Annotated in this window: 12 protein-coding genes; all 12 read left to right on the plus strand. The window is 51.4% G+C overall.

Annotated elements, in window-relative coordinates:
- Positions 1–200: 200 nt before the first annotated feature.
- The 12 genes from D109_RS01000000131905 to D109_RS0113300 all read left to right on the plus strand — a co-directional run bounded on the left by D109_RS01000000131905 (position 201) and on the right by D109_RS0113300 (position 17860).
- Positions 201–1574, plus strand: a complete 1374-nt coding sequence (locus tag D109_RS01000000131905; RefSeq protein WP_177325517.1) for a Wzz/FepE/Etk N-terminal domain-containing protein — start codon at positions 201–203, stop codon at positions 1572–1574.
- Between the two features lie 783 nt (positions 1575–2357).
- Positions 2358–3488 (plus strand): non-hydrolyzing UDP-N-acetylglucosamine 2-epimerase, encoded by a 1131-nt coding sequence (gene wecB / locus D109_RS0113250; RefSeq protein ID WP_017477322.1) that lies wholly within the window; start codon positions 2358–2360, stop codon positions 3486–3488.
- A gap of 9 nt (positions 3489–3497) precedes the next feature.
- Positions 3498–4763 (plus strand): UDP-N-acetyl-D-mannosamine dehydrogenase, encoded by a 1266-nt coding sequence (gene wecC / locus D109_RS0113255; protein ID WP_017477323.1) that lies wholly within the window; start codon positions 3498–3500, stop codon positions 4761–4763.
- On the plus strand, positions 4760–6208 hold the full coding sequence (locus tag D109_RS0113260) for a mannose-1-phosphate guanylyltransferase/mannose-6-phosphate isomerase (protein ID WP_017477324.1): 1449 nt from the start codon (positions 4760–4762) through the stop codon (positions 6206–6208). Before wecC ends, D109_RS0113260 begins: the two co-directional genes overlap by 4 nt.
- A 26-nt stretch (positions 6209–6234) precedes the next feature.
- Complete coding sequence (gmd, locus tag D109_RS0113265; protein WP_017477325.1) at positions 6235–7272, plus strand: GDP-mannose 4,6-dehydratase; 1038 nt, start codon at positions 6235–6237, stop codon at positions 7270–7272.
- A complete protein-coding gene (locus D109_RS0113270) occupies positions 7256–8170 on the plus strand; it encodes a GDP-mannose 4,6-dehydratase (protein WP_017477326.1) in 915 nt (304 codons plus the stop codon). Before gmd ends, D109_RS0113270 begins: the two co-directional genes overlap by 17 nt.
- A gap of 81 nt (positions 8171–8251) precedes the next feature.
- Positions 8252–9226 carry a glycosyltransferase family 4 protein gene (locus tag D109_RS1000000134955; RefSeq protein ID WP_256219497.1) on the plus strand — a complete coding sequence of 325 codons (975 nt, stop codon included), beginning with the start codon at positions 8252–8254 and terminating at the stop codon, positions 9224–9226.
- 52 nt (positions 9227–9278) lie between these two features.
- The gene (locus tag D109_RS0113280; RefSeq protein ID WP_017477328.1) at positions 9279–10526 is read left to right on the plus strand and encodes a membrane protein; all 1248 of its coding nucleotides are present in this window, start codon (positions 9279–9281) and stop codon (positions 10524–10526) included.
- A 14-nt stretch (positions 10527–10540) separates the two neighbouring features.
- Entirely contained in the window at positions 10541–11851 is a 1311-nt protein-coding gene (locus tag D109_RS0113285) for an oligosaccharide repeat unit polymerase (RefSeq protein ID WP_256219498.1), read from the plus strand.
- A 10-nt stretch (positions 11852–11861) separates the two neighbouring features.
- Positions 11862–13790: an asparagine synthase (glutamine-hydrolyzing) gene (gene asnB, locus D109_RS0113290; RefSeq protein WP_017477330.1), complete on the plus strand. Its 1929-nt coding sequence runs from the start codon at positions 11862–11864 to the stop codon at positions 13788–13790.
- A gap of 99 nt (positions 13791–13889) precedes the next feature.
- Positions 13890–16034 carry a bi-domain-containing oxidoreductase gene (locus tag D109_RS0113295; protein ID WP_017477331.1) on the plus strand — a complete coding sequence of 715 codons (2145 nt, stop codon included), beginning with the start codon at positions 13890–13892 and terminating at the stop codon, positions 16032–16034.
- Positions 16031–17860 carry a heparinase II/III-family protein gene (locus D109_RS0113300; protein ID WP_017477332.1) on the plus strand — a complete coding sequence of 610 codons (1830 nt, stop codon included), beginning with the start codon at positions 16031–16033 and terminating at the stop codon, positions 17858–17860. Before D109_RS0113295 ends, D109_RS0113300 begins: the two co-directional genes overlap by 4 nt.

Consider the following 17860-nt stretch of genomic DNA (forward strand, 5'->3'; position numbering starts at 1 on the left):
GAAGCACCCTACAGATATGTCAAGACTTGTAATATGTCAGCGAGATGGCAAAATGGAATCTGTTCTCGATAACAGGCATTTTGTGCGCTCAAAACTCGGCAGCGACGCTGGTTTTTTTCGGTCACATAACTAGAATAAAAATTACACAATCTTGTCTGCATAACGAGCCCGCAGTTTCTCTTTGAAGGCAGGTTTTTGTTGTGAGTAGTAGCTTCCGTGCTCCCCCGGTTCGATCGTCCGACGAAATTGATTTTGTGCGGCTTTTTGCATCTGTCTGGCAACAAAAAAAACTTCTGTTTATTGTTACTCTCGGGGCGGGACTGATTGCTGCGTCCTACGCATTTTTAGCTGCTCCTGTATATAAAGTCAGCAGTGTTTTGCGTCCTGCTGCTATTAATGATTTGGATGCGCTAAATCGATCAGAGATTTATCAGCTTCCTCCAGCTGAAGCGCTCCTCAAAGTAGGCGCCGCGCTTGACTCCTATGATACCCGTCTAAGCTATTTCAGGAAAAACCAGAAACTCTTCGAAAAGTTTGTTCGTCCTGGGCAGACTCTGGAGCAGAGTTTTCAAGAGTTCAATCATGACTCGATTCGGTTGATTCTTCCCGAAGCAGATAAGAAAAATTCGCTGAGTGCCTACATCAAGCTCGAGATGATGTATCCGAAAGGCGTCGACGGCGTCTCTATTCTTAATGGCTTTGTCGACTACGCTATCGCAACTGAGCGCGAGCGCATCACGGCTGATTTGAATGTGATCGTCAAAAACCGTTTGAGGGAGCTTAACGGCAAGCTCGATTCGGCTCGCTCGAACTACGATATTGAAAAAGAAGCCAAAATAGCGTCATTGCGAGAGGCTGACTCATTGAAGCGGGCGCAATTGCAGGATGAGTTGAAGGCGCTGCGTTCTCAGCTGAAGAACTTGCGTAGCGACCGTATTGCTCAACTGAATGAGGCTATAGGGATTGCTCGTTCATTGGGTATTCAGAAGCCAGCTACGCCTTCTTCGCTCGGCGAATCGGCCGTAACGAGTGCTGGTAGCGTGATGCGTACTGAGGTGAACAACCAGCAGATCCCGCTTTATTTTATGGGGGTGGATGCACTTAAGGCCGAACTTGCTGCATTGCAGTCGCGTAGATCGGATGATTTTACCGAATCGCGCATCGCTCAAATCGCCAAGGAGCTTCAGTTGCTCGCATCCAACCGCGAGATTGAAGTGCTGGATGCTCGAAAAAATGAAGATATCTTTCTTGCGGGTGTTCAACCGTTGCGGACAGAGATTTTTCGTTTGGGTGGCCTGAATATCGACATGTCGAAGCTGAGGCTGGTGAGCATTGACCAGCAAGCCCTTGAGCCGTTGGTTCCATCAAGTCCTAATCGCCCATTGATCATTTTACTTGGCCTGCTCTTCGGTGCTGTTGTCGCGATATGTATTGCGCTGGTCAGGGAGGCGTTACGTGCTGCTCGTGTTAATGCGGAGGGCGACAAGCATGACCCGGCAGGGTCGACACTTCTGCAGTCGGTCGCTCAGTTGGATCGGCAACAAGAGTCCGGCAATAAGTCGCTCCAAAAATAATTCCAAGGTCGTGAAGCTTTTAGCTTCACGTGTTCCCCTCCCCCTGGGCCGTATTTCTTGTTTTTCATACGGAACTTGCGTTGCCCGGCTGCGAACCTCCGAGGGCCACTCTAGGGTGGCTTCTCGGCTATCGGAAGTTACTAAGACTTTGCGTCGGATCTTCATGATGTTTCGATATTCTATCTGTATTTGCTTGTGCGTGCGGTCGAGCGTCCTGCACAGGTTTGTATTGTTGGATTAATAGTTGATGGTTGTGCCGGCTAATAAATTTGCTGTTTTGCGTGTGATGTTCAGATTAATAGCTTGTGGCCACTATTCGTTTGGATTTGGATAGGGTGTACCGTTCGGTCAGGCTGGATGTGCGGAGTGCGCTTGGCGATGACCAGTGAGCAGCGTGGCACAATCGAGCGTTGGTTTAGTCGCCGCCGCGTGAATATTCAGATAGGTCGGCATTCTTATGGGGTAAAGACCAAAAGCCTAATTTCGATGAGTGGTTGCGACGCGCCGTTGCGGTGAAACGACTCACCGTAAATGTTGGGTAAAACGTGGTCCTGCCCTGAACTGAGTAGGGGATGGTGGGGTCTCATACGGCGTATGGTTGACCCAGCTTGGCGTTATGTTGGCATGCTTGTTGATGATATGCTGCAAAGCAGAAGCGGTTGCAGCTGGAGCGGCGAGAGCTCGCTTACGCGTAATCGGTAGGTCAGGCAGGAGCATGGCAACATTGCTGGTTTCCAGACTGATTCTCTGACTAAATAATGATATGGAATCGTTGGTAATCTAATGACTTTAAAGATCTTGAGTGTTTTCGGTACGCGACCGGAAGCTATAAAAATGGCTCCATTAGCTTTAGCGTTGAATGCAGATGAGCGTTTTGAGGCCAAAATCTGCGTCACGGGTCAACACCGTGAAATGCTGGATCAAGTGTTAGAGTTATTTAAACTTGAACCTGACTTTGATCTTAATATCATGAAGTCAGGGCAAGACCTTACCGATGTGACAACAGGTATTCTTCAGGGAATGAAGGAGATCTTTCGGACTTATCGGCCGGATATTGTATTGGTGCATGGTGATACCGCCACGACCTTTGCAACTACACTGGCGTCGTACTATCAGCAAATTCCTGTGGCTCATATCGAAGCAGGGCTTCGCACCGGAAATCTATACTCTCCCTGGCCTGAAGAGGCCAATCGAAAGTTGACGGGAGCGCTCGCGCGTCTTCACTTCGCCCCGACTGAAAGATCCGAGCAGAATTTACTACGTGAAGGGGTGGCGCCTAGCGCAATTCATGTGACGGGAAATACTGTCATTGACGCTCTGCTTGAGGTCGTACAGAAACTCGAGTCTGACGAGCAGTTAAAACAGAAGTTTTCTCAACAGTTCGCATTTTTGCCAACTCAGCGCCGCGTCATCCTTGTGACAGGGCATCGGCGTGAAAGCTTCGGCGACGGATTCGAAAGGATCTGCAGTTCACTGGCTTCGATTGCCCATGAGTTTGATGATGTGGAGATCGTATACCCTGTTCATTTAAATCCAAATGTCCGTGAACCGGTTAATCGTTTGTTGGCAGGCATTAAAAATATTCATCTCATAGAGCCATTGGATTATCTGCCTTTCGTATATTTGATGAATCGGTCGTATTTGATTCTGACAGATTCCGGTGGTGTTCAGGAAGAGGCGCCTTCTTTGGGTAAGCCTGTCTTGGTAATGCGGGACACTACTGAGCGGCCCGAGGCAATTGAGGCCGGTACCGTCAGGTTGGTCGGTACAGAGAAGGACAAGATAGTTCACCATTTGCGTGAGCTTTTACTTGATAAAAAGGCTTACGAGGAAATGAGCTTTGCTCATAATCCTTATGGTGATGGTAACGCCTGCGTGCGCATTGTTAATGCTCTAGCCACTTTCAAAAATTAAGGTTTGGTCATGGATTTTTCCACTATTTCTGTCATTGGTTTGGGCTATATTGGTTTGCCAACCGCAGCCGTTTTTGCTGCGCGAAAGTTAAAGGTCATAGGTGTCGACGTTAATCAAAAGGCCGTCGACACGATCAACGGCGGACAGATTCATATCGTTGAGCCTGATTTGGACATAGTCGTGCATGCGGCCGTGACCGAGGGGTATCTGCGCGCAAGTACTCGACCAGAGCCGGCGGATGCTTTCCTGATTGCCGTGCCGACTCCGTTCAAGGATGGCCATGCTCCAGATCTTTCTTACATCGAGTCAGCAAGCAAATCTATTGCGCCAGTACTGAAAAAGGGTGACTTGGTCATTCTCGAGTCCACCTCACCGGTGGGGGCGACCGAAAAGATGGCCTCATGGCTGGCTGACGCACGCCCTGACCTGACGTTCCCGCAGACCCATGGCGAGGCGTCGGACATTCGCGTTGCGCACTGCCCTGAGCGCGTACTTCCCGGTCATGTGCTGCGTGAGTTGGTACAGAACGATCGCGTCATTGGCGGGATGACCCCCAAGTGCTCGGAAGCGGCGACACGTCTCTACAAGTTGTTTGTAGAGGGCGAGTGTATTATCACCAATGCCCGAACTGCAGAAATGTGCAAGTTGACTGAGAACAGCTTTCGCGATGTCAACATCGCCTTCGCGAACGAATTGTCGATGATATGCGATAAGTTTGATGTCGATGTCTGGGAGCTTATCAAACTCGCCAACCGGCACCCCCGCGTTAATATCCTCCAGCCAGGACCTGGCGTAGGTGGGCATTGCATCGCCGTCGACCCTTGGTTCATTGTCAGTCAGGCTGATGGCCAGGCGAAACTGATAAAAACTGCACGTGAAGTCAACGACTCGAAACCGTCATGGGTTATTGAAAAAGTTGATGCTGCGGTGGCCGATCATCTGTCGAGTCACCCCGAGAAGTCGGAAAAAGACATTGTTATTGCGTGCTTCGGTCTGGCGTTCAAACCCGATATTGATGACCTGCGTGAAAGTCCGTCGCTGGAAATTACGAAAAATATCTCAAACCGTCACGCCGGGAAAGTTATTGTCGTAGAACCTAACATTGATTCTCTCCCTGCGACGTTGCCGAACGTTGAGTTATGCTCAATTGAAGAAGCGTTCGAGCGCGCGGATGTCTTGTTGTTGTTAGTGGATCACAAACCATTCAAGAGCGTGCCTTCTTCACTTCTCCAAGGGCGTCAGATTGTTGATACTCGGGGAATCTGGTTTGTATGAAAATTCTTCCGGTTATTATGTCTGGAGGCTCGGGAACGAGACTCTGGCCGCTTAGCAGAACTCTTTACCCGAAGCAGTTTCTGGCAATTTCAGGGCGGGAGACATTGTTTCAGCAGGCTATTGCCCGACTGTTGAAGATCGACGGTCAAGGCTCGGATTTACTGGCACCCTGCATCGTTGCCAACGATGAACATCGTTTCCTGTGCCTCGACCAGATCCGGGAAATGAGTGTCTCTAAAGCTGTTGTCATTCTTGAACCGGTAGGACGCAATACGGCCCCTGCGCTGACGTTGGCGGCGCTTTATGCGCGTGATGAAGTGGGTCAGGAGATTGACCCAGTCCTGGTTGTGGTCCCGGCCGACCAGATGATTCTCGATATTCAAGCCTTTACTGATACGGTCAGTAAAGCTGTCGAAATAGCAAAAGACGGCAGCATTGTGATTTTGGGGATCACGCCTGATCGCCCTGAAACGGGTTATGGTTATATCCACTCGGCAGACCCCTCTACTGTCAAGAGGGTGGATGCGTTTGTTGAAAAGCCTGAGCGGTCAACTGCGGAAAAATACCTGGAAGATGGAAGCTATTTCTGGAATAGCGGTATTTTTGTGCTGCGTGCGTCAGTCTGGTTGAAAGCACTGAGCACGTTCAGAAGCGACATCTTCGACGCAACTGAAGCCGCGTGGAAGGGCCGAGTTCAGGATAACGGGTTTATTCGACCACAACTGGACGCGTTTTCCCTGATACCGCCAGAGTCGATTGACTATGCCGTGATCGAGCATTGTGCGAAAACACCTTCAGCCGGCCTGACATTGAAAATGCTGACGATGGATGCCGGTTGGTCCGATCTGGGTGCATGGGATGCTGTTTGGCGCTCGAGTGAGAAGGACGAAAAACAAAACGCTACCCATGGCGATGTAATAATAGACTCAAGCTCCAACACATTGGTTTATGCCTCTCACCGTTTGGTAACGGCCGTGGGGCTTGAAAATATTGTTATTGTCGAAACGCCTGATGCTGTATTGGTTGCGGATAAAGACCGTAGCCAGGGTGTCAAGGCCATTGTCGAAGCGTTGAATGTCAAGGCCAGGCCAGAGTCAAAGCTTCATCGTCGCGTTCATCGCCCTTGGGGCTGGTACGACAGTATAGATTCCGGCTCGCGCTTTCAGGTGAAGCGAATATTGGTGAAGCCGAAAGCAACGTTGAGTTTACAGAAGCATTACCATCGGGCGGAGCATTGGATTGTCGTATCCGGTACCGCTGAGGTCACCTGTGAAGATCGCGTTTTTCAGCTGAACGAGAACCAGAGTACTTATATCCCTATTGGCCATGTTCATCGCCTCTCCAATCCCGGCACCATCCCTCTTGAGATCATAGAGGTACAGTCGGGAACGTACTTGGGTGAGGATGATATTGTTCGATTTGACGATACCTATGGACGTGTTTAAGGCTTAAATTTTTAGGAGTTGTACAGATGCAGAAGCATGCGCTGGTTACTGGTGTTACAGGTCAGGATGGGGCTTACCTTGTCGAACTGCTGCTGTCCAAGGGTTATAAGGTTTATGGCGCCTATCGCCGGACAAGTTCTGTAAGTTTCTGGCGGTTAGAGGAGCTTGGCGTTCTTGGGCATGATGATCTTCATCTCGTCGAATTTGATTTGACTGACCTCTCCGGGACTATTCGTTTAATTCAGAATTGCGCCCCGGATGAGGTTTATAACCTGGCGGCTCAAAGCTTCGTAGGTGTTTCTTTCGATCAGCCTATTACTACCGCGCAGATTACGGGTGTGGGCGCGCTCAATTTGCTCGAAGCAATCCGAATAGTAAATCCGAAGATTCGTTTCTATCAAGCTTCGACATCTGAAATGTTTGGCTTGGTACAGGCTGTTCCACAATCTGAAAGCACTCCCTTCTACCCGCGTAGTCCTTACGGTGTTGCGAAGTTGTTTGCGCATTGGACAACCATTAACTATCGCGAATCATATGATATTTTTGCCACCAGCGGCATTCTGTTCAATCATGAGTCTCCGCTGCGAGGGAAAGAGTTTGTTACTCGGAAAATTACCGATGCTGTAGCTAGTATTGAAATGGGCCAGCAGCAAGTGTTGGAACTCGGCAACATGGATGCCAAGCGAGACTGGGGTTTCGCTAAAGAGTATGTAGACGGCATGCACCGGATGTTGCAAATCGACACGCCGGAAACGTTTGTATTGGCCACTAATCGCACCGAAACCGTTCGTGATTTTGTTGCCATGAGCTTCAAGGCCGTTGGTGTCGATATCGATTGGTCTGGAAGTGGCGAGAATGAATTCGGCGTTGATCGTCGCACTGGCTTCACCCGGGTAAAAGTTAATCCGCGCTTCTATCGACCCGCAGAAGTAGAGTTGTTGATTGGCGATGCGTCATTTGCAAAAGAACGGTTAGGCTGGAAACCAGAAACAACGCTGGAGCAACTGTGCCAGTTGATGGTTGAAGCTGACTTGAGAAGGGTTCGTAATGGCACTTCAAAGTAAAGATCGAACAGTACTGATCACAGGGCTCTCGGGTTTCACCGGGAAGCACTTGGCGGAAAGCCTCACTCAGGCCGGCTGGCGCGTTGCCGGTTTGGGTGGGGAGCGGCTAGCCTGTGAGTTTGATCATCTGGACGCGGACCTGAATGACACGGAGCGACTCAGTGGTTGGATAAAGCAGGTTCAACCCACTCATGTTATTCATTTGGCGGCGCTGGCGCATGTCACCGGCAGTGATGCTTTGTCATTCTACCGAGTCAATGTGTTGGGGACAGAAAGCCTTCTTAATGCGATTAAGGAGGCCGAGGTGGTTGTTGAAAAGGTCATCATTGCAAGCAGTGCAAATATTTACGGAAACGCCATTACATCGCCCATTTCAGAAAGCAATGAGCCGCAGCCCGTTAACCATTACGCACTGAGTAAGCTGACGATGGAGGCCCTTGTCCGCAAGTGGTTTTCTCGTATGCCTATATTGGTAGTGCGGCCATTCAACTACACCGGGCCAGGCCAATCGGAGTCATTCGTTTTCTCCAAGATCGTGGGCGCATTTGCTCGTGGGGAAAAAGAACTCAGGCTAGGCAATCTGGATGTTTCCCGCGACTTGTCTGATGTCGGTTTTGTGGTGGAAGCCTATTTAAGGCTTTTGACGTCTGATCAACGTAGTGAGTTCGTAAATATTTGCTCGGGGCGCAGCATTTCTTTACTGAGCGTGATTGATGAAATGGCACAGATTGCAGGTTATCGGCCAACGATAATAGTTGATCCTGCTTTTGTCAGGGAAGATGAAGTTAAAGAGCTTTACGGTAGTCCGGCCAAGCTCTTTGATATGGTAGGTGGAATTGACGTGCCTAGTCTGCACGATACATTGCTTTCAATGTATCGGCAGAAAGCGCTTGTTTAATATTAGTGGTAGGTAACGGGTTGGTGCACTGTGCGTATATGTTTTTTTGCTAATATGTCCGCTCACGCTAATTGGCGCGAGATGTTCGATAAAGTTGAGTTTTATCGGGTCGATATTCGGATTCTCAAGGAACTCGGGCACGAAGTCGTTCTGTCAGGGACGCCGGGCACATTAGATTGGAAAGCGGATCTCTATTTTTGTTGGTGGTGGGGGCACTCGCCGCTTCCGTTGCTCGCCGGAAAACTACGTCGTCGGCCGGTAATTGTAACTGGAGCTTTTGACTACTCCACCTGCAGGAAGGAAATTCCAGGTCTATGTTACTTGGATCGCCCGTTATGGCAGAAAGCGGTACTACGCACCTCGTTGTTGCTAGCTGATCGAAACCTGTTTATCTCAAGATCTGAGTGTGAGGAGGTTACAACTAACCTACCGGTCAGGAATCCGGTGTATGCGACGCTGGCAATTGATACGGACTACTATTCTCCTGGCGAACTCCCGGCGGTCGGATCGGATTACTTTTTTACGGTGACCTGGACTAGTCGTACAAATGCCATTCGCAAAGGGCTCATTCCGACGATTGAGGCGTTTGCAAAAGTTTCGGCTAACGCAAGTCATCTTCGACTGGTTGTTGCTGGTAAGCATGGTGACTACCTGCAGGAACTAAAAGACCTTGCGCATCGCCTGGGAGTAGGAGACAAGGTGGAGTTTGTCGGGATGATTTCCGACGAAGAGAAGCTGCATCATTACCGTAATTGCCTGGCCTATGTGCAACCAACGCTTTATGAAGGTTTCGGGCATGCGATCGGCGAGGCGATGGCGTGTGGCGCGCGAGTGATAACTTCGCCTCGGGGCGCGGTGCCAGAAGTCGCGGGTGACTTCGCTTACTGGGTTCAGCCAGATAGCCAGGAAGAAATTGCTGCGGCCATGGAGGCGGTTGTCGCCACGCCGACTTGTGCTGAAGATGCCAAAGCCAGGCATCAGTGGATTTCCTCCAACTATTCCATTGCCGCTCGCCGTGCAGCGCTCAAAAGTGTCTTGGATTCTTTGCAGCGATAAAATAAGGGTGAGCCTCATTGAGAATATTTATCGAGATTAATGGTGGTACTGCGTGTTAGCTCGTCTAATCAGCATCTTCGAGAATTCGAGGCTATTGCATCTTTTTTTTATCACGGCTTGTATTCAAGGTGGTGTAATAATTAGTCAGTTTTTGATCACGCCTTGGGTGGACCCATCAGTTGTCGGGGTCGTGCGTTCCTTGGAAACCGTAATCGCACTTGTCGTATTGGCGGGTAGCTTGGGAATGCAAAGTATCGCCATCCGAGATACGGCGGCAAGTACTGGTCTTTCTCGTCAGAGTGACGTTCTGCGACAGGTTTTTTTATTGGTCGGCCTTACGTCAGCCGTGGTCATTGTTGGTATATACGTCGCGCACAAGTATTTGTTGTCTTCGGCGATTAGTTTGTATGTGTTAAATGCTTGCGGGCTGGTATTGCTCACGAACCTGCTACGCGTCACTACAGGGTTTGCCCAAGGCGTAAAAGCAATCAGTGAAATCTATTTCATATTGATGCTGGTTACGGCGGTTGGCATTGTGTTACATGTTGTGCTTACTAAGTTGTATGGTGTCGAAGGTTGGATCATCGCCCGTTATCTGGGTGAGTTCTTCTGCCTGGTTGCTGTTTGGTGGAAGCTCAGGACTTATATTTTTCCTGCGCTGAATTTTGTGCAGGTAGACCGGCGCAAGGTGATCGAAACGGCTACGTCTGGCCTGACCATCAATGCCGGGCTTTTCGTCCGATTGCTAGTCGATAGTTTGCCGGTTCTTATGCTGACTGCATTTCATATAAGAACTGAGGAAATAGGTTTTTTTGGTATAGCCATATTAAGCCTTGTCCTTGGCTTGCTTCCTTTGGCGATCATTGCACAAAGAGCGCTTCCCGATCTGGTTGAGGTGCTCAATAATAAAGGCGTGTTGTGTACGAGGTATAATGCTTTTGTAAAAAGTATGCTCAAGGTGTCGTCAGCAGTAGCTTTGTTGTTGATTGTCGCCTCAGCAACGTGGCTGATATTTGTGGGTGGTGTATATAAGTTGACCGCCATGTATGTGATTGTGTTGGCGTTGACGTTACCGCTGAAAGCTATCGCACTGGCTTGCGGCACGATGCTTGTGGCGCTACGCGTTTTTGGTTTGAGCCTGAAAGTTAATATTCTTGAAGGCGCACTCGCTCTCATGATCCTGTATTTTGGTATTCCCGTGTTGGGTGGCTGGGCTGGAGTTCTGGCGTATGCAGTCGGTGCGCTTCTGTCGATTACGCTGCTTCTGACGGCGGTGAAAATCCGCCTCGCTGATTTATGATTAAGGGAGCTACCTTGAGCGGAACTGATTTGGACGGCAGTGCCTTGAGTTCACCGGTAAGCAAGAGCGGTTTTGACTTTTTTGGTGCCGGTTTTTTCTTTCTGGTAATTTGGTGCGCGGGCGTCATTGTTCCTTTATACCCCTTTATCAAGGGGGTTGACGGGTTTAGTCAAATTTGGGGGTTTGTTTATTCCGACAAAAGTGGCTCCATTGAAAAGGCCATTTTGTTGTATGTCGGCGCTCTTTTGCTTGTTTTGACAGGCTGTTATTTGGGGCGCAGGACGCATCTTATAATTCCAGTCAAGCTCCGTTATATTGTAGATCCAAAGATCTTTTCTCAGCGATCATTAATGTTCACCCTGGTTGCGATATTAGCATTTGCAGCAATTCTTTTCTTGCTGGGCGGGATTTCAGGGCTGCTCCAAGGTGCCAGTGACCGAACCAGGGCGTTTGCAGGTTTGAACGGCTTGTTCCTGCTACAGAATCTTTTACTTTCCGTTTCGCTGGCATGGTTTATCCGTTTGACGCGCGACAAGAAGAAGTCCCTTTTCGAGCGAGTTTGTTTTTGGGTTTACTTTTTGGGTGGATTATTTATCTGCTCACTTCAAGGGCAAAAATCAACGCTTTTTATTATTGTGCTTTCGTTAGTTATAGTTCGGCATTATCGAGTCAAACAGGTCAGTTTTTTTAAATGCGCTTTACTGGGTATTGTGATGTTTGTTTCGTTGATGGCCTATCATCTGTTCAAACAGCAGTACCTCGTGACGGGAAGCTTCTCCTTTATTAATCAAGATCAAGGAGTGTTCTTGTCGCTTTTTCATTTTCTGATGATACAGTTTACTGGCAATCTTATGCAGTTGCAGACGATGACTGTGCTGATAGACGCTATGCCACAAGGGCTTGAGTGGCAGAACGGAAAGACGTTGTTGATGCTTGTATTGATTTTGTTGCCATCTGTGCTTTTCCCGAATAAGCCGCTTACCGCTGCTGGTATATTTACAGGCGCCTTCTGGCCCAACATGTGGCTGCTGCAAGGAACGACAATGCCTCCGGGTATTTTTGGAGAGTTCTACATGAATTTTGGCGTCCTCGGCGTGCTGGTGGGCGGACTTCTTCTTGGGGTTATATGGGGGCGCCTGCATGGTGCTGTTATCTATAACCCTAAAAGCGACCGAGCGTTGGGAGTCTATGCGTTAACGGTCGCCTCCATGCTTCACCTTTTCCGAGGAGAATTGGCTTCGGTCGCTCTGCTCATGGCGTCTATATGGCTTCCTTTTTTATTGTTGAGCTCAAAGCGCGAAGAGCCAGTTAATAACCCAATCTAGAGAAACTGATATGTGCGGAATTTTGGGCTACATTCATAACGGAACGCGGGAATCTATTGATTTCTCTTCGGCGCTTTCGTTTATTCGACGTCGCGGGCCCGATGATCAAGGCATCTGGTCCGACACTGACGTTGGTGTATGGCTGGGCCAGGTGCGCCTTTCCATTCTCGATACGACTTCGGCCGGTCACCAACCAATGGTCTCTGCCGATGGGCGAGTGGTCATGGTGTTTAACGGTGAAATCTATAACTTTCGAGAATTAAGGGCTCATCTCGAAGCGGCGGGGGATCACTTTTCCAGTCAGTCCGACTCCGAAGTATTGCTCGCACTGTTCTGTCGTTATGGAATTGAGTGTTTAAACCGCTTGAACGGGATTTTCGCGGTCGTATTCTGGGAGCGCGACACTGAAACACTTTGGGTGGCTCGAGATCAGATGGGCGTCAAACCCCTCTACATCCATTCCAATGATGGTTGTTTTGCATTTTCAAGTGAGATGAAAGGCTTGATCCGAGGCGGCTTCAGTAAAACTGAAATTGACCCGCAAGCCGTACTCGCGCACCTTGGTTTTCTCTGGTCACCAGGGGATCGGACGATTGTGCGGGATATCAAAAAAGTTTTACCTGGCCAAGCGTTATGCGTCCGTAATGGGCATATCGAGAAGAGCTGGTTTTACTACGAACTGCCGATTTCCGAGAAACCCCTGACAAAAACGGTTGCCGATGTCGCTGTTGATGTCGCCGATGCAGTCAGGACTGCCGTCCAGCGTCAATTGGTATCCGATGTCCCGTTGGGTTCATTCTTGTCAGGCGGCTTGGACTCCAGCGCCATCGTCGCGTTTGCGGCGCAGGAAATGCGCGACAAAGGGCGATTGCAGTGCTTCAGCATTCGTGTCGACAACGGTTCCACCGCAAGCGAGGGGTTCGCCGATGACCTTCCGTACGCACAGCGCGTTGCCAAGCATCTGGATGTCGACCTGCATGTAGTAGGCGTCGGCGATGAGATGATGGATCGTCTGCCGGAAATGGTTTATCTGCTCGATGAACCTACGCCGGATCCGGCCGCATTGAATGCATTGTTCATCTCGGAACTGGCAAGCCAGAATGGCATAAAGGTTCTGCTCTCCGGGGCTGGGGGAGATGATATTTTCACAGGCTATCGTCGTCATTTCGCTCTGGCGCAGGAGCGCTGGTGGGGAGGGATGCCTCGACCGCTGCGTTCGGTACTGGCCAGCAGCTCAAGCTTGCTTCCGGCTTCGTCTCCGCTGTCTCGTCGTCTCGGGAAGGCTTTTCGCTACGCGGACTTGCCTGCAGATGATCGCTTGATCAGTTATTTCCTCTGGCTTGAGCCTGATCAGGCGTATGGCCTGTTGGCCCCCGACTTGCGACGCCAGTTGGCGGCAGACGATCTGTTTGCGCCTATGCGAGAAACACTCTCGCGGCTGCCTTCGGATGCAACGCCCCTTGATAAAATGCTCACCTTGGAGTGCAAGCATTTTCTCACCGATCACAACCTGAACTACACCGATAAAATGGGTATGGCGACGGGCGTTGAAGTGCGTGTTCCGCTGCTCGACCTTGATCTGGTACGCCTGGCGGGTTCGTTGCCGTCGGATATCAAACAGAAAGGCCGGGAAGGGAAATGGATTTTCAAGAAGGCCATGGAACCCTATCTGCCTCACGACGTCATCTACCGGCCCAAGACGGGCTTTGGTGTACCGCTTCGCAACTGGTTGCAGGGGCGCTTGAAGCCTTTGGTCGATGAGGTGCTTTCTCCTGCTTCTTTGCTGAAACGGGGAATTTTCGACCCCAAAGCGGTGGCGCATCTGATCGAAGCAGATCGTTCCGGTCGAATAGACGCTGCTTACACACTGTTTGGCATCGTTTGCATGGAACTCTGGTGCAAACAGTACCTGGACGGCGATTTCGCTCTCGACGGTTGAGCGGGCTGCGACGCCCCGGCCTTGTCCGATGGTAGGATAGATAGCTCTATACAAGTTTCTCAGTGATGAGTGAATTTTTAACTTTATTGGTGTGAATGCATGAAGCAGGTTGTTCAGAACATGGCTAGCGGTGAGACGTCATTGGTTAACGCGCCCGCTCCCGCCGTTCGCAGTGGCACGCTAAAGATCAATACAACCAATACGCTGATTTCTGCCGGCACGGAACGCATGCTGGTAGGGTTTGGCCGGGCCAACTGGTTGGAAAAAGCTCGCCAGCAACCTGACAAGGTCCGCATGGTTCTGCAAAAGGTCCAGACCGATGGCTTGGCGACAACGGTGGAAGCCGTTCGCTCGAAGCTTGCGCAGCCGTTGCCACTTGGATACTGCAACGTGGGTGTTGTGGGTGCCGTGGGGAGTGACGTGTCCGGGTTCAAGCCCGGCGACCGTGTGGTTTCCAATGGTCCTCATGCCGATATCGTTGTTGTTCCCAAGAATCTGTGTGCCTTGATTCCGGACTCGGTCAGCGACGAAGCCGCCTCGTTTACCGTGCTGGCCAGCATTGGCTTGCAGGGCATTCGGCTGGCTCAACCGACTCTGGGGGAAACCTTTGTAGTCACCGGCGTAGGTCTGATCGGACTGATGACGGTTCAGCTCCTGCGTGCCCAGGGCTGCCGGGTACTTGCCATTGACTTTGATGAGCAAAAACTGGCGCTGGCTCGCAGTTATGGCGCCGAAACCTGCAATCCCGGGAAGGGAGAGGATGTTGTTTCGGCGGGGATGACGTTCAGCCGCGGAAGAGGGGTGGACGGTGTCATTATTACGGCCTCTACCAAGTCGTCCGATCCGGTCACCCAGGCTGCACATATGTGTCGCAAGCGTGGGCGCATTGTTCTGGTGGGGGTCACCGGGCTTGAGTTGAGTCGAGCTGACTTCTATGAGAAGGAACTGACATTCCAGGTTTCGTGTTCTTACGGGCCCGGGCGCTATGATCCAAGTTACGAAGATCAAGGCAATGACTTTCCGATAGGTTTCGTCCGTTGGACTGAGCAGCGCAACTTTGAAGCCGTTCTGGATATGCTCGCCAGCGGCCAATTGGAGGTCAACTCGTTGATCTCCCATCGGGTTGCATTCGAAGACGCCGCTGATGCCTATCAGACGCTGACGACGGATAACTCGGCGCTGGGCATCATCCTTCAGTATTCCTCGGGAGATACCGAGCGAAACATCAAGGAAGTCGTGCTGGCACCCCACGCGGTAGCCAGTTTCGACCCAGTCAAACCCGTCGTTGGCTTCATCGGTGCAGGAAACTATGCATCCAGAATGCTGATCCCGGCATTCAAGGCTGCGGGCGCTCAGTTCCATACGATTGTTACTGCCGGCGGTATCAACGGTGTAATACACGGGACCAAGGCTGGATTTGCACAAGCCTCGACTGATATCAGCGCGATGCTTGGCGAGAGTACGATCAACACCGTTGCGATTGTCACCCGTCACGACAGTCACGCCCGTTTTGTTGCCCAGGCGCTGGAGGCAGGTAAACATGTCTTCGTCGAAAAGCCATTGGCAATTGAAGCTCAAGACCTGGTGACGGTTGAAGAGGCCTATCGGAAAGCTGTCGAACAAGGGCTCAAGCCGCATCTGATGGTTGGGTTCAATCGACGCTTTTCGCCGCAGGTCCAAAAGATGAAGGCGTTGCTCTCGGCGGTAAAAGAGCCCAAGTCTTTCATCATGACGATGAATGCCGGAGCGATTCCTGCGAATCACTGGACCCAGGACCCGTCAGTCGGCGGTGGCCGTATTATTGGCGAAGCGTGTCATTTCATTGATCTGATGCGTTTTCTGGCGGGCAGTAAAATTGTTTCGATCCAGGCCCGCAGAATGGGGGATACGCCTGCTGTTGCCATTACGGAAGATAAAGCGGCGATTACCCTGGGGTTTGAGGATGGCTCTTTCGGCACAATCCACTATCTGGCCAATGGCGCTTCAAGCTTTCCAAAGGAGCGAGTTGAAGTCTTTGCTGCCGGGCGCGTCCTGCAATTGGATAACTTCCGCAAGTTGAAGGGTTTTGGCTGGCCGGGCTTCAGCAAGCTGAATCTCTGGAAGCAGAACAAGGGGCAAAGCGAGTGCGCTGCGGCTTTCCTTGCAGCGGTGCAAAATGGGGCTGTCACGCCGATCACCTCCGATGAAATATTCGAAGTGGCGCGCGTGAGCATTGAAGTTGCCCGGATTCTGCGCGAGCAATGAGCCTTCTTCTTGTTAAGGCCAAAACTGCGATAGCTCTCGGTTTTGGCAACCTGACGCGTGCATTGACCTATCGGCTTGGGGTCAAGACTGGCTTGAACCCGGTCAGACGCCTTCGGGCTGAAATTCCCCGGGGCCCGTTTTTTGCGGAAAGTGCAAGACAGGCCGGCGCGTTGCCGCGTGCGTCCCAATGGGATTCCCAGGTCCGATATTTCGGGTTCTGGGAATGCCCGGTATCGGACGCGCCCCCTGACTGGCATTTGAATCCGCTGAATGGAGTTCGAGTGCCTGATCCCGGCCGGGAATGGTGGCGGATTCCTGATTTTGATGCCGCTGTCGGTGATATCAAGAATATCTGGGAAGCTTCGCGATTTGACTGGACGTTGGTCTTTGCCCAGAAGTCCTGTGTTAGCGGGGCTTCAGGGACGGCGCAGTTAAACGGTTGGTTGACGGATTGGTGTGTCAACAATCCTCCCTATTGCGGTCCGAACTGGAAGTGCGGTCAGGAGGCGTCCATTCGTGTCCTGCACCTGGCGATGAGTTCGGTCATTCTCGAACAGTTTGCCAACCCGTTGCCGGGGCTTGTGGATCTGGTCCGACTGCACCTCAAGCGTATCGAGCCGACGCTGAGCTATGCGATGGCTCAGGACAATAACCACGGGACTTCCGAGGCGGCTGCACTTTTTGTCGGCGGCAGTTGGTTGACCTCAAGCGGTTGCCCCGAGGGCGAACGCTGGCAGCGATTGGGGCGCAAATGGCTTGAAAATCGTGCCGCTCGGTTGATTGAGCAAGATGGCAGTTTCAGCCAGTACTCCGTCAATTATCATCGGGTAATGCTCGACACGTTTTCCATGGTTGAAGTCTGGAGAAACAAACTGGGGCTCCCGGCGTTCTCCGCCACCTTCCAACTCAGGGCTCGCACAGCCGCGCATTGGTTATTTTCGTTAGTCGACGAGCACACTGGTGATGCTCCGAACATTGGCGCAAATGATGGCGCCCGACTGCTTCCACTGACGGATACGGACTATCGCGACTTCAGGCCAGCAGTCCAGTTGTCCATGGCGTTGTTTGCCGGAAAGAGAGCGTACGAGGCGGCAGGTGAATGGGATCTGCCACTGCGCTGGCTGCTGCTGCCTGGCCCGTCGGCGGTAGCGGAGCGTCCAGGTAGTCAACGGTTTGATCATGGTGGTTATGCATTGTTAAGGCGTGAACAGACCTACGCCGTATTGCGCTATCCGCGCTTCCGATTTCGGCCCAGCCAGGCAGATGCCCTGCATGTGGATCTATGGCGTGCAGGCATTAACTTGCTCCGGGATGCAGGGACCTTCAGCTACAACACCTCTGCCCAATGGCTGAGTTATTTTCCTGGAACGGCCAGCCACAACACCCTTCAATTTGATGGGCGAGACCAGATGCCCAGACTCAGCCGGTTTCTTTTTGGGCAATGGCTGCGAACCCGCGAGGTCGAGCGTCTGGTTGACCTGGCCGCGACCAGCTCCTGCGGCGCCACGTATATCGACGGCAGCGGAGTCCGGCATAAGCGACACGTCAGTCTGACCGATACCGGCATGCAGGTCAGGGATGAATTTACCGGATTCAAGGATCGTGCCGTCCTACGCTGGCGTTTGCAGCCGGGGGACTGGCGGCTTGAGGGCGCCGTCCTGACCAACGGCTCACATCGATTGTCGGTTGCGGGCAGCATGCCTATCGTTCGGCGAGAGCTTGTCCAGGGTTGGGAGTCTCGTTACTACTTACAAAAAACTGAAGTGCCGGTGCTTGAGGTTGAGGTGACTTCGGCGGGCGTTTTGACTACGGAGTATCACTGGTAG

Origin of the sequence: Pseudomonas sp. PAMC 26793, assembly GCF_000313235.1 — a bacterium.
GTDB lineage: Bacteria > Pseudomonadota > Gammaproteobacteria > Pseudomonadales > Pseudomonadaceae > Aquipseudomonas > Aquipseudomonas yamanorum.